This window comes from Bacillus sp. OTU530 (assembly GCF_038440375.1).
Genome location: NZ_JASATP010000031.1, coordinates 16,589 through 30,493, shown reverse-complemented (window position 1 = coordinate 30,493; position 13,905 = coordinate 16,589). Strand labels below are relative to the sequence as shown.

12 protein-coding genes and 2 pseudogenes are annotated in these 13,905 nt (G+C 37.7%); 3 read left to right on the top strand and 11 right to left on the bottom strand.

Going from position 1 to position 13,905, the window contains the following annotated elements; all coding sequences use genetic code 11:
* Positions 1 to 118: 118 nt before the first annotated feature.
* The 10 genes and pseudogenes from AAHB12_RS20275 to AAHB12_RS20230 all read right to left on the bottom strand — a co-directional run bounded on the left by AAHB12_RS20275 (position 119) and on the right by AAHB12_RS20230 (position 9,493).
* Complete coding sequence (locus AAHB12_RS20275; RefSeq protein ID WP_342046761.1) at positions 119 to 919, bottom strand: SDR family NAD(P)-dependent oxidoreductase; 801 nt, start codon at positions 917 to 919, stop codon at positions 119 to 121.
* A 278-nt stretch (positions 920 to 1,197) separates the two neighbouring features.
* On the bottom strand, positions 1,198 to 1,497 hold the full coding sequence (locus tag AAHB12_RS20270; RefSeq protein ID WP_307198122.1) for a putative quinol monooxygenase: 300 nt from the start codon (positions 1,495 to 1,497) through the stop codon (positions 1,198 to 1,200).
* A gap of 31 nt (positions 1,498 to 1,528) precedes the next feature.
* The gene (locus tag AAHB12_RS20265; RefSeq protein WP_342046759.1) at positions 1,529 to 2,362 is read right to left on the bottom strand and encodes a sugar phosphate isomerase/epimerase family protein; all 834 of its coding nucleotides are present in this window, start codon (positions 2,360 to 2,362) and stop codon (positions 1,529 to 1,531) included.
* Between the two features lie 74 nt (positions 2,363 to 2,436).
* Positions 2,437 to 3,519 carry a zinc-dependent alcohol dehydrogenase gene (locus AAHB12_RS20260; RefSeq protein WP_342046757.1) on the bottom strand — a complete coding sequence of 361 codons (1,083 nt, stop codon included), beginning with the start codon at positions 3,517 to 3,519 and terminating at the stop codon, positions 2,437 to 2,439.
* A 1-nt stretch (position 3,520) separates the two neighbouring features.
* Positions 3,521 to 4,345: a sugar phosphate isomerase/epimerase family protein gene (locus AAHB12_RS20255; RefSeq protein ID WP_342046756.1), complete on the bottom strand. Its 825-nt coding sequence runs from the start codon at positions 4,343 to 4,345 to the stop codon at positions 3,521 to 3,523.
* A gap of 270 nt (positions 4,346 to 4,615) precedes the next feature.
* Positions 4,616 to 5,785 (bottom strand): substrate-binding domain-containing protein, encoded by a 1,170-nt coding sequence (locus AAHB12_RS20250; RefSeq protein WP_342046755.1) that lies wholly within the window; start codon positions 5,783 to 5,785, stop codon positions 4,616 to 4,618.
* A gap of 197 nt (positions 5,786 to 5,982) precedes the next feature.
* Positions 5,983 to 6,517 (bottom strand): annotated as a pseudogene (locus AAHB12_RS20245) (LacI family DNA-binding transcriptional regulator); the annotation flags it as partial.
* Between the two features lie 202 nt (positions 6,518 to 6,719).
* Positions 6,720 to 7,028 (bottom strand): LytTR family DNA-binding domain-containing protein, encoded by a 309-nt coding sequence (locus AAHB12_RS20240; protein ID WP_342046754.1) that lies wholly within the window; start codon positions 7,026 to 7,028, stop codon positions 6,720 to 6,722.
* Positions 7,029 to 7,077: 49 nt separating this feature from the next.
* Positions 7,078 to 7,785, bottom strand: a complete 708-nt coding sequence (locus tag AAHB12_RS20235; protein WP_342046752.1) for an IS6 family transposase — start codon at positions 7,783 to 7,785, stop codon at positions 7,078 to 7,080.
* Positions 7,786 to 9,043: 1,258 nt separating this feature from the next.
* Complete coding sequence (locus tag AAHB12_RS20230; protein WP_342046751.1) at positions 9,044 to 9,493, bottom strand: Lrp/AsnC family transcriptional regulator; 450 nt, start codon at positions 9,491 to 9,493, stop codon at positions 9,044 to 9,046.
* 801 nt (positions 9,494 to 10,294) lie between these two features.
* Between AAHB12_RS20230 and AAHB12_RS20225 the strand changes: the two genes are divergently transcribed.
* Positions 10,295 to 11,731: an amino acid permease gene (locus AAHB12_RS20225; RefSeq protein ID WP_342046749.1), complete on the top strand. Its 1,437-nt coding sequence runs from the start codon at positions 10,295 to 10,297 to the stop codon at positions 11,729 to 11,731.
* 40 nt (positions 11,732 to 11,771) lie between these two features.
* On the opposite strand, the pseudogene AAHB12_RS20220 reads toward AAHB12_RS20225, so the two are convergent.
* Positions 11,772 to 11,939 (bottom strand): annotated as a pseudogene (locus tag AAHB12_RS20220) (IS6 family transposase); the annotation flags it as partial.
* A 457-nt stretch (positions 11,940 to 12,396) separates the two neighbouring features.
* Here AAHB12_RS20220 and AAHB12_RS20215 point away from each other — a divergent pair.
* Together AAHB12_RS20215 and hppD are read left to right on the top strand one after the other, a co-directional pair.
* Positions 12,397 to 12,633, top strand: coding sequence for a DUF1450 domain-containing protein (locus tag AAHB12_RS20215; protein WP_342046748.1), 237 nt, complete (start codon positions 12,397 to 12,399; stop codon positions 12,631 to 12,633).
* Positions 12,634 to 12,743: 110 nt separating this feature from the next.
* On the top strand, positions 12,744 to 13,865 hold the full coding sequence (hppD, locus tag AAHB12_RS20210; protein WP_342046747.1) for a 4-hydroxyphenylpyruvate dioxygenase: 1,122 nt from the start codon (positions 12,744 to 12,746) through the stop codon (positions 13,863 to 13,865).
* Positions 13,866 to 13,905: the final 40 nt, after the last annotated feature.

The following is a 13,905-nucleotide window of genomic DNA, read 5'->3' as shown; positions in this document are numbered from 1 at the left end:
TTCAACATCCACACGAAAAAACGCTCGAGAGTATCTTAAACAAGGCTGAAAAGGAGATTGTATTATGATGACATAAAAAGGGGCTGATACGAATTATCGTAATCAACCCCTTTGAATATTATTGACTTGCTACAGAGCCGCCATCCACACGAAGGTTCACTCCGTTAATAAAACTAGCCTGGCTTGATGCTAGGTATAAAACAGCTGAAGCTACCTCCTCGACTGTACCTGGCCGTTTTACCTCTACATGAGGTCGATTTTCTTTGAGAAACTTCTGAATAGCTTCGTCGTAGCTGATATTTTGCTTTTGGGCGTCATCTTTCAATAAGTTCTCCAGCATTGGTGTCATAATAAATGCGGGGGATACGGTATTAACTAAAATCCCCTGCTCAGCATACGCTTTTGATAAGCTTTTGGTAAAGTTAATGAGCGCTGCTTTTGAAGCGTTATAATGCGGCATGAATGGATCCGGTTGCACACCACATTCTGAGGAAATATTAATTATACGTCCATATCTTGCTTTTTTCATATAAGGGATAACCGCTTTTGTGACACGCACTGTACCAAAAAGATTTATATCAAAAAGATGCTGCCAGTCCTCTATTTCTAGGGATTCAAAGTCAGCAAATCCACTTGCTATTCCTGCATTATTAACAAGAATATCAATAGTTTTGTAACGATCAATAGCTACTGAAACAAGATGATCTACATCTTCCTGTTTGGATAAATCAGCTTGAACAGCAAGAACGCTTCCACCGTTTTGCTCTATCTCCTTTTTGGCTTCATCTAATGCTTCTACGCCCCGTCCACAAATGACAACGTTAGCTCCTTCTGCTGCTAAAGCCTTTGCTATTGCTTTCCCTATTCCCTTACTGCCTCCTGTTACGATGGCCGTTTTATTTTTTAATTGTAAATTCATTTCTGATCATTCCCTTATTTAGTAAATTCTCCAAAAGATTCTATCGTTCGTAATGTACTAACTTAACCTAACGTAATGTTAAATTATTAATACTATAAGAAAAGGATTAACTCTTGCTCACACATAAGTAGAGAGTTAACCCTTGTCCTTTATTACCAAACTTTCAAATTAAGAAGTGACTCTTAAGTCTTAACTCTGTTGGGGGGCAGATGCCCACTGAGGTTACGTTTCACCGTACTAGGGGTCAGACCCTTACTCAATTAACGCTTTACTTTGAGTTAGGCACCTTTTATTTCGGTCGCTTCAAATAATTGTACTTGGATTGGTTCGCTTATTAGTCCTGGGACAGCATGGATAAAGTTTTGGAAATAAGCGGTTGCTTCATGAACGTCAATTGCCGCTTGATCCTTCCACACTTCTACAAACACAAAGGTATTGGCCTGTTCTGGGTGTTCGTAATATTGATAGCTAATATTGCCTTCTTCCGCTTGAGATGGTTCCGTTACTAGTTTAGCTTCGTCCAGGAATGATTGGCGATGCCCTGGATCCACTTTAAAATACGCATGAATGATAATCATCTATAATTTCCACCTTTATACTTAATCTCTTTTATGATATTGCTCCAACAATTTCTTTCATATGTTCGATAGATTGCTTCGTGAAGTCATCAAAAATAGTAGATTCACCTTGAAGGCCTGATGCTACGTAAGGATTTGACACGGCAGGAAGGAACTCCATCGTAATATAGCCCTTATAACCTAGTTCTTTAAGTAGCGAAATGACTGGTCTAAAATCCGTTTGCCCTAGCCCCGCTGCTTCCCTTGTGTTATCAGCGATGTGTACATGGGCAAAATAACGTGAAATTTTGTTTATCGATTCAGTCATACTACGTTCCTCTATGCTCATGTGGAACAGATCAGCCATAATCCCCAGACCTTCTACATTGATTTCCTCAACAAAACGTACGGCTAAAGTCAAATTATTAACTAAATAGGTCTCATAACGATTCAATGCTTCAATGGCAAGAGTAATTCCTTGTTCCTTCGCATATAGCGCTGCCTCTTTCACACTCAAAATCGCCTTATTCCATTCCTCCTCAAGAGTCGTTTCTGGACTTAGTTTACCAACACATGTAGGGACGACAATAAGGGTTGAAGCATTTAAAGCTTTAGCTAAATCAACCGATTTTTTTACATATTCCACGGCATTTTTTCTAATTTCATCATTTGATGACGAAAGATCTCTTTCAGGAGTAAAAATCCCACAAATGGAGCTGCATTCCAATTCATTTTTTTTTAAAAGTTCTTTGGTTTCCTCAACATCAATGGTATACGGCTCACCAGCTAGTTCGACACCCTGATAACCATATTTTTTCAGCCTTTTTAAGCTATCTTCTAAACTTTCATTTCCGAATATCCATTGTGTAGCACTATATTTGAACATTATGATAATCGCTCCCTACAACTTAAAATTTTGACAATGCGGAATAAATGAAAGGGATATTCTCAGTCCATTTATTATTCAATTTCAACCAAGATTTTAATCGTGTCTTTGTTTTTATCTGCCTCTACAATACCTTCTTCTAATTGATCTAATTTAATTGTCTTACTGAAGATCGCTTTTGGATTAAATCTCTTTGATGAAAGTAATTGAATCGCTTTAGTCCAAGTTCCATAAGTACCTGCATATGAACCTACAATGGTAAGTTCCTTACTAAAGATTTCAAATGGCTTCACATCTAGTGTTGCATCAGCAGGGGCTGCACCGTATGCTACGATTGTCCCGCCTTTTCTAATCATTTGGAAAGCTTGTCTATAAGTTGGCATTGCTCCAACTACTTCGAATACAACATCAGCACCTCTTCCTTCCGTCGCATGAAAGACTTCTTGAATAGAGTCCTTTTCTGATGCATCAATAACAACGTCTACTCCCAGTTCTCTTGCTTTCTGAAGACGCGCTTTGTTCATTTCCGAAATAATTACCTTGCTTGCTCCATTTAACTTTGCCATAACAGCATGTGCCAGACCCATTGGACCTGCACCAATAATCGCGACGATATCTCCCATGACTACATTTGCCCGCTCCTGCCCGCGAATAACACAAGCTAGCGGTTCAATGTAAGCACCTTCCTCCCAAGACATTCCTTCTGGTAACTTATAAGTATTATTTTCCGGCGCTTTTACAAATTCAGCAAATGCTCCGTTTGTATGAACACCAAGTTGCTTAATGTTCTCACAGAAAAGCTTTTGGCCTGTACGGCAATAATAACAATTTCCGCAGCTAATATTAATATCAGCAGTTACTCGATCACCAACTGCTACACTGGTAACGGTAGCTCCTATCTTGACAACTTCGCCAGCAAATTCATGACCTTGGATTAATGGCATAGGAGCAGGGAAATGACCGTTGTAAATATGTGGGTCTGTTCCACAAATTCCACAAGCTTTAACCTTGATGAGAACCTCGTTATCGTTAATTTCTGGAACAGGTACCGTTTCAATTTTCAAGTCATGTGCTGCATAAGTTACTGCGGCTTTCATTTCTTTTTGATCAAACCCTGAATCTATACCTTGATTGTTAACTAATGTGTTCTGAGCCATTTTATTCTTCCTCCTTAAATAATTTTTTTAGGAAAACGATTGACTCTTCTGTATATTGATCATAAAACTCTTCACATCTTGTTCCATTAAATGGATCTGCAAACGGAGGCAATAGCTCCATCGTTAAATATCCGCTATAGTTAATATCGCGCAAAGCCTGAGCGATTGGCTTAAAATCGATATGCCCCCTGCCTGGTGCCGCTCTATTACTGTCAGCGATGTGAAGGTGATATAATTTATCTCCAACCATTCTGATGGTATCCGCAATATCGACTTCTTCAATATTCATATGATACGTATCACCCATAACTCCTACACTTGGCAGATTAACACGATTAACCAGCTCAAGTGATTGCTCTAATCGATTGATTAAATAGTTTTCGTAGCGATTCCATGCTTCTACAGTCAACCTGACACCATGTTCGCCTGCATAAATACCAGCTTCGCGTATTCCTTCCTCAGCCCACTTTAGCTCAGTTTCTCGATCGGCCTCTTCATAAATTTTCATACAGGCAGTTGGAGTCAACGAGATTCCTTTTGCTCCGATTTTGCTGGCAAAATCGACGCAGCTTTTTAAATAATTGACTGCATTTTTTCTAATATTTTCATTGCTGGAGACTAAATCTCTTTCAGCGTTATAAATGGCACAAATTGTGGAAGCTTCAATATTATATTTAGCCAGTAATTCTTTAATGCGGTCAGCATCCATTTGTTCTGGCTCGCCAACAAATTCCACACCGTTATAACCAAATTTGACAAGTCTGGCAATACTAGTTTCAATATCTTCTCCTGCATATACTAGCGTGTTGTAAGAGTACTTAATCATACAAACATCTCCTAATCACCAATTTTAGATTTTCTACGATAATTGCATTAATTTATGAAAATCCCTTCCCCTAGATCGACAATGCCGTACTACATTCACCACATCTCGGTAAAATGTTCCTTGAACATAGCCCCTTTTAAGAGAGAGATCGCTTTTTCAAAACCATATTACATTCTTTAATAGAGGCCGCATATAAAAGCGTCCTCTATTAAGTTTTAGTTCTCATCCAGAGGGTTTAGTAATCTACTTTTCTAGTTTTCTAATTGATCATTATTTTGCTGCTTTTTGAATAACTTCTGGTGCATCTTGACGATAAGCCATTTTCCAAACCTTTAAAACATTTTCTTTTGTTACTTTCATCGGTGGAACAACATAATATGGTTCTAATTGCTTGCCAAGTAATGAATATCCGGCTACAAGCGCTTGGGCAGCTCCATTTTCATAAGGTAACTGTGCTCCAAGACCTTTTACATTTCCTCCAGAAGCAATTTGAAGCGCTACATTCGTTCCCAAATCAACTGTCGTAATGACTAAATCATTTTTCCCTGCTGTACGAGCTGCAGCAAGTGTTCCTTCCGCTGGTACATCCCAAATCGCGAAAATGCCATCTAAATCAGGGTTTTTTGTTAACATACCAGAGGCTACTTTTTCAGCATCGTTAGGAGTGATAATTCCACCGTGTGCAACAATTTTAATATTTGGATATTTTTCTTTAATCGTTTTTTCGAATGCATCTTTACGCTGGTTATTGACAAAGAAATTAACATCGTGGAAAATAACACCGATCTTGCCTTTTCCTTTTAGTTCTTCACCCATGATTTCGCCGGCAAAGATACCGTTTCCATAGTTATCTGAAGAAACAACGCTTACATAATCTTTTCCAGCTTGGAAACCTTTTGGCACATTATCCATAAATACTAATTTTACACCTGCTTCTGCAGCCTTTTTAAAAGCGGGAGCAGTAGCAACTGGATCAACCGGCAAAGCTACGATAACATCTGGTTTTTTAGCCATGATGGTTTCGATATCTGAAATTTGTTTTTCAGGCTTAAATTGTGCATCAGTAACAGCAACAACTTCTATGCCCATTTTTTCAAAAGTATCTTTCACACCATTGATGATGGCAGTTGAGAAATCGTTTCCTACATAGTGCATGGAAATAGCGGCTTTGAATTTACCTTCTTTAATTTTCTTTACATCCTCTTCAGACAATTGCAAAGTTGCTGCAGGAGTAGCTGTTTCTCCATTTGGACCAGTACTTAAAATTTTCTGATCGCTTGGTATTTCCGGGTTAATGGTAAGAGGATAAGTAATTTTTTCTGATGCTACTTTTTCATTTTTTTGCTGCCCCGAAGTATTGGCACTTTGTTTTCCACAGCCCATAAGAGCCAAACTGCTAATTAATAGTATCGTAACGATTAGTGAAGTAAGTTTTTTCATAGTAGCCTCCATTAAGTGATTAATATAATAATGTTGAGTTTTAGTAATGTCTAGAAATCAAATAATAGTATTTTAAATGCCATTACAAAGTGAAAATTTCTAGTTTAAGCAGGCCAACCTTGTAGAATTTTAGCTATCTAGGTCAGCCCCGTTATCAATTCATCTTAAAAATTTGAGGTTAATGCTTACTTACAGCCAATTTTTTCGTGTCCCAAGTCGATTAAATATTCCGTTGCCTTTCTGGCACCGCTGATGTTATCAATCGAAACAGTTGGGATGCTGGAGCCTTCAATATACTCACATGCCAGCACCACCGGAAAACTTCGGCCTACCTCTTCAACGGCTGCTGCATCCATCCTGTTAGTTGATAAAACCATTCCATCTGCTTTTTTTTTGCTTCAGGATGTTTAAATACCCCCTTTTCTCGTTCCGCATCATTGCCTGTATCGCCGAGTAAAACCTGATATCCTTTTGCAACAGCGACAGCTTCAATACCCCTTAACACTTTTGAAAAAAGGGATTTGTAATGTCAGGCACAACGACTAGGACCGTTTTCGTTTCGAGCCTTCTTAGCTGGCGTGCTAAGATATTAGGCTGATAATTCAATGCTTCAATCGCCTTTAACACCTTTTCCGTCGTTTTTTCCCTTACTGTTTCAGGCTTTGTTAATACTCGAGATACTGTTGCAGTAGAAACATTAGCCTTTTTCGCTACATCCACAATCCCAACCATCTTTGTTCTCGTTTCCTTTCCTGTATCTATACTCAGATTGTAAACGATTACAAAATTGTCGTCTAATTGCCTTCAGACAATCTTTTTTTCCATTTGGCTGATAGTTTCTTTCATCCAGAAGGCCCTTTCATTCATTCGGACAAAAAAAGTATTTTTTTTAAAAAATAAGACCCAGTAATTTTTCTTTACTGAGCCTTACTTTTTACAACGATTTACATTTTTGTAATTCAACTAGCTTATGCTTGGAGACTCTTGCTGTTTCTTCGTAATTTTTAAAACGAGCAATATACGTTTGTCCAGCCACTTCAATTCTCGTTAAATACTGCAAATTAATAATAAAAGAACGATGAGAAACAACAAATCTCGAATCAAGCAGCTCCTCGAGATTCATTAATGCCTCATTTATTTCAATTTTTTTATCAATCGTATGAATGACGGACTTTCGGTCTGCCTTTTCAATAAAAATAATATCGTCTAACTGAATAAAGGAATATTGATGGTTCTGGTGCAAAGATAATTTATAAAAAACGTAGGATATGAATTTTCTGCTAACTTACGGATTATGATACGATACCGAACAGCTTATCAATGAATTCTTTTCGGTTTTGGGCAGATTTCACCCCTTGATGAACCTGCTTCTTTTTAATCATATGCATCGCTTCTATGCCACTCAGTATGTAAGTGGCTGTACGAAATGATTTCAATCCTAACATAGAACGAACTCGCTTCTTTATAAAACGATGATCCTGTTCCACGATATTGTTTAAATATTTCTTTTGTCTGAGTTGCATGCCTGATGGCATGTTTTTTTCTTTCCTCAATTCTTCAACTGCTATAGGATAAGCCGGATTTTTATCCACTGTTATGACACGTGGCTTAGAAACATGAAAAGACCGCAAACCCTTCTTAAAGAAGTGCTTTGCAGCCTTATGATCTCTTGTTTTGCTTAGGTAAAAATCAATCATACTTCCTTCGGAATCAACTGCGCGATATAAATACATCCATTGACCTTTTACCTTGATATACGTCTCATCTACTCGCCAAGAATCGTTTGTTTTCTTAAGGTGACAGCGAACTCTCTTGTCTAGTTCAGGACCATATTGATGTACCCAACGCATGATGGTTGTGTGAGCGATGGATAAACCTCGTTCCTCCATCATTTCTACCAAATCACGAAAACTGAGATTGTACCGTAGGTAACATCTTACAGTTAGCAAAATAATGTCAGGCTGATACTGTTTCCATTCGAATAAATTTTGGTTTTCCATACTGATCATGCCCCTTTTTTAGAGTAGTAGTATCAGTATGTCCAAGATTTAGAGATTAATTGCATTATCTTGAAGTTTTTGCACCAGAACCAACCGATTTTTTGTATTGAATGTAAACTAATGCCTATAAGTATGCATTAATTTTGTTGATTTTATTGGATTACGGAGAGATGGTTATAGGATAATACTACGCTAAAAAAACAGAAAGCAGTCTCGTTTGAGACTGTCAGTTGACATAAAATCCGAAGTCGGAAGTCAATAAAAATAGCTATTTATAAAATTTGGTCAAATTATGGTTTAAGATTACAGTTATTTTACTAATCTGCTCAATACTTCAATAAAAAAAGGAACAGCGACGGCACACTGCTCCTCAACATTAGATCCTCGTTACTTCAACGACAACAAAAAAAAGCTGTTGGGCCAAATGGGATCTCAAATGGGACAACCGTTCCTCCTGAATTTCTACATCTTTCGAATTCCTCTTGAGATGGAAGAATCTGATTACAAGATCCCAAAAGTCCTGGAATCATCGGAGGAAACGAAGCAGGAAACGCACAAGGATTGGGGGATTGTCTGCTGTACGCATCTCTTTGGGCTCTTAATTTATCATAGTATGATCCCATATTATACCTCCTTTCTTTACTTTTGTAACATTATATTAAAATTTAATAGTTTTCGTCCCATGTTTGTCCTCATTTTCTAAGGAACCTAAACATGTATGTATATACATGTCAGGTTAACATAACTCCTCATTATCGGAAGTGGATTCCCTCGGGCATCCGCGCCAACACTGGATTTCTCGCAATCTCTGAAATTATTACGTATGCAGGATTTTATGCAATACCCAAACGGCGCGGCTTTGGGTCTCCCTGTCCTTTGACAAATCTCCCTAATTTCCGCATAAAATCTTGTATATTTCTGGGACACATTTTATTCATGACAAAAATATAATAGTAGCGAAATGGAAAGAGAAACCCTGACTTCTTGTTAGTTCATTTTTCCGTAGTTTTCTTTGGACGCACCCCTCTACTTTCAACGGCCCCGAGGGATTTTAAAACACGGATACTGTCCACTGGCACATTTTTGAAAGTTAAAACTCTGACTTTCTTACGCTAAATCAGAAACAAAAGGCATGTTAGGAGTTTTTTAGTTTTTAAATCTTCATAAGAATGTAAGGCTAGTTTAACGGTTGTATCAATCTACGCATGAACATTAAATCATTTCTGGATGGCAAACGTGCTGGATAAATTCGGCCGCTTTACTCCATTGTTTTATCTACGGGAATGATATGGCGATGAGATACAGGAGATGCTAATATGACCGACGTATGAACATTCCCCATTGGAATTAAACGATCAACAAGTTTCTGAAGGCCTTCAATTCCTGAGACAGCTGCCTTGATAATAAAACCAACATATCCGGTTGTCTGATGACATTCAATAATATCTGTCTCGTTCCTAACCCATTCTCCAAATTGTTGGGGAGTCACTTTAAGGTCGCTGAGTTGAATAATCAATAGGGTATCTCTTCCGACAGCTGACGGAGACACTCTTGCACTAAATCCTTCAATAATCCCTTTTTCTACTAAGCGATGCAATCTTTCAGTAACGCTTGGCCGGCTAAGAGATAACTGTTTTGATAATTCGCTAACTGTCATTCGTGCATCTAACTGAAGGAGTTGAAGAAGTTTAACATCTAATTGATCCATATAATCACCACTTTCAAAATGAAGGAATATAATCATATTTTTATTCAAAACAAATCACAAAATGTCAAAATGCATTCCTTTTTTCATATAAGTTTGATTATTAATAGTCTATCATTAAGTTGTCGAATTTTTCAATCAAATTTCATTTCGTAAAAATAGTTAATTTTCTTACGTTTACAGATGCTACATTCCCATGCTACGAAATGAATGTATTGATTGAAAGCGCTGACAAATACACGTTTATCCTCTAAAAGAGGTAACATTCGCTACGCTAAAGCGTGTTTGCTTTTATACATGTTCTTGCGTGATGTTTGAAAGCGAATGTAAAATCGCCCCAAATAGTATCTCTAAAATGTTAGTGTAAAGGAGGTGTCAAAATAGAGTCTATTACTAAGTTTTGTCCTTGTAATTCTGAGGAAGACTTAGAGGAAATATCTAATGAAACTTGTAAGTTTCCATTCTGTAGACAAACAGTAAGGGCTTGTTGGCTTGCCGAAAGCAGGGAGTAGAACTATAAAGCCCTCACGTGTACAGGAAAACACTGCACATCTTGAATGCGTTCTGCATGAAGTCCTGCACTTGAGTCATAAATCGGGTGTGAGAAGTCTTATAATTGGGCAATTCGTGAACATTCAACTCCAAAGATGAATCGTAATATGACAGAAAAATCCGCACGAAAAAACACAGCCGATTGGATGATTAGCGAGTCCATTGTATATCCATGCATCCGCTGATACGTTTATTTTAGAATGAAAAGGGCAATTGATGAAATAATAATTTCGTTTCGAGGGGAGAACATATATGGATTTATTTCGTAAAAAATCGATTTCTCATATACTTACGCATTTACAGAGGACAGATCATTCATTGAATAAAGTCCTTGGTGCTAAGGATTTAACAATGCTTGGTATTGGTTGCATTATCGGTACAGGAATTTTCGTATTGACAGGAGTAGCCGCTGCAGAACATGCAGGACCGGCCCTCGTTCTCTCCTTTATTCTTTCCGGGCTTGCTTGCGTATTTGCAGCACTTTGTTATTCTGAATTTGCTTCTTCTATCCCTATTTCCGGAAGCGCTTACACATACAGCTATGTTGTATTTGGCGAATTTATGGCTTGGATTCTGGGCTGGGCACTTTTACTCGAGTATGGTTTAGCGGCTTCAGCTGTGGCTAGCGGCTGGTCTGGTTATTTCCAAGGATTACTCGGTGGATTCGGTTTAACACTTCCACCAGCGCTTACAAGTGCTTATGATCCAACAAAAGGAACCTTTATTGATATTCCGGCCGTTGTTATCGTTTTGCTCATTACCTTCTTGCTCACACGCGGCTTACGTGAGTCCACACGTGTAAACAACATCATGGTTATCATTAAAATTGTCGTTGTCCTTTTATTTATTGCGGTTGGGGTATGGTATGTGAAACCAGGTAATTGGACACCATTCATGCCTTTTGGCTTCTCCGGTGTTACAGCTGGTGCTGCTTCTGTATTTTTCGCTTATCTTGGCTTCGATTCGGTTGCTGGGGCAGCAGAAGAAGTTAAAAATCCACAGCGCAACATGCCGATCGGGATTATTGCTTCGCTTGCTATTTGCACGTCCTTATATATCATTGTCTCCCTGATTCTTACCGGTATCGTACCGTTTACTGAATTGGATGTAAAAAATCCAGTTGCCTTCGCATTAAGCTACATTCACCAAGATTGGATTGCCGGCTTTATCTCGATCGGCGCCATTACAGGCATGACGACTGTACTGCTCGTACTTTTATATGCACAAACCCGTTTATTTTTTGCCATGAGCCGTGACGGATTGTTGCCTAAAACTATGTCCAAAGTCGATCCAACAAAGAAAACACCTATTATAAACACGTGGATCACGGGTATTTTAGTTGCTGTATTTAGTGGGCTCATTCCACTACACAAACTAGCTGAATTGGTGAATATCGGAACTCTTTTTGCGTATATAGTCGTTTCGATTGGTGTACTTGTTCTGCGTAAAACACACCCAGATTTGCCACGAGCATTTAAAGTGCCGTTTGTACCCGTGATTCCCATCCTGGCTATGCTGTTTTGTGGATACCTTATTTTCAGTTTACCGGTAGCAACATGGATTGGATTTGGAATGTGGTTGATTATGGGACTCGTTGTCTACTTTATGTTTGGTTATAAACATAGTGAACTAGGTAAGAAAGACAAAGGACTTCATCCCCCTGAAGCATTAGAAGAAAAGGTTCAATAGAAATATAGAACAACCAACCATATCCTATTACCTTTAAAGATTAGGTCGCTAATTCAAACAATTTATGAATGAATTCCAGCATATTTTGGGTAGATTTCACCTTTTGGTGAAATTGCCCTTTTTTTATCATATGTACAGCTTCGATGCCTAGCAAAATCAAGGTAGCTGTACGAAGAGATTTCCATCCTAACATGGAATGAAATCTCTTCAGTTCTGATACAAGAAACTTAAAAACAAATGCAATTAATTTCCAAAACTCTGACATGCTGGTATTGGTTTGTGAAATACACTTTTTCAAATTGAAGGTTAATTATCAACTATTGATTCAAAATGAAATGAAAAATACAAAAAAATGTTCTTTTTTTCATGTGAATCCAACAAATAATATACTATTATTAAGTTACTGAGTAATCAAAAAATTCACTCTACTTCTTATCGTAACAGTCTGATTACCTTCCTTATATTTGCTGATGCTACATTGCCACGCTATGAAACAGTTTTTGAAAACGTATACAAAAATGAATTTTCCTATAAAGGAAATAAAATAACGTTTACTGCTTTAAAGTGTGTTTACGTTTATATACGTTTCCGTGTAATGTTCAAAAGCGAATGTAAAATCGTCCCAAATAACATTTCTAGAATATGAGTGTAAAGGAGGTGCAAAAATGGAACTTACTGTTAAGTTTTGCCCTTGCAATTCTGAAGAAGATTTGCACGAATTAAAAAACCACTTGAAACAACTCTCAAATGTAGATGTAGTGGAGAATCGATGCCTAAATTATTGCGGTCAATGTTTAGTACAACCCTTTGCCTTAATTAATGGGAAAAATGTTGTCGGTAATAACGTTGATGATCTTCTTGAAAATATTGGAGAGACTATAAGAGAACTATCAGAAGAATAAAGTAAAACTTCTATCAGTAAGGGTTTTCCAACACATAAGATGTTTCAAATAATCATTCTTTTATATGTGAATGACTCTATTTATTAATTAAAAAAACGGAGGTTATCTCAATGTCTGAAAAACTAGTAGAATTTAAAAAACAACAGAAAGAAGAAGTTTTCCCAGTACAGAATATTCACCATGTGGAGTTGTATGTAGGAAATGCCAAACAGGCTGCTTATTATTACTCCAGGGCGTTTGGTTTTAACATTAAAGCCTATCGAGGATTGGAAACAGGCTGCCGCGATCGTGTTTCATATGTTCTTGAGCAGGGAGCGATGCGTTTCGTTGTTACTGGAACCCTTGAAGATAATACAGATGTAGCCTCGTTTGTAAAGCTGCATGGCGAAGGAACGAAAGACATTGCCTTAAAAGTTTCGAATATTGAAGAAGCATATAAAGGGGCGATAGAACGCGGCGGAATCTCTATTCGTGAACCTTGGACTGAAAGTGATGAAAACGGCCTTGTCAAAAAAGCGATTATCGGTACTTATGGCGATACCATTCATACACTGATCGAAAACGTAAATTACAAAGGAAGCTTCCTACCAGGCTATCAATCATATGAATTTGAGATTGGTTCCTCATCCACGGGTCTTATTGGAATCGATCATATCGTAGGAAATGTAGAAAATATGGAGGAATGGACTACCTACTACGAAAAAGTATTTGGCTTTAATGTACTTAAACATTTTGATGATGAGGATATCTCCACAGAATATTCAGCCCTTATGTCTAAAGTCATGATGAATGGAACAGGACGTATCAAGTTCCCAATTAATGAACCGGCAGAAGGAAAGCGAAAATCACAAATTCAAGAATACTTGGATTTCTATAAGGGACCTGGCGTTCAACATTTAGCTCTTCTGACAAATGACATTATTGCTACGGTTAAGGCGTTAAAAGAGAATGGCGTAGAATTCCTCTATACACCTTCTACGTATTATGAGGATCTGCAAGCACGAGTAGGAGAAATCGATGAAGATTTACGAAAGCTTCAGGAGCTTAACATTTTAGTCGATCGTGATGATGAAGGCTACCTGTTACAAATCTTTACTAAACCAATCGTGGATCGCCCAACACTATTTATTGAAATCATTCAAAGAAAAGGTGCATTAGGATTTGGGGATGGAAACTTTAAAGCCTTGTTTGAATCGATTGAACGTGAACAAGAGCGTCGAGGGAATATCTAAAAAATAAATAAACGTAGTTTATAACAAGTTCTATATTGTT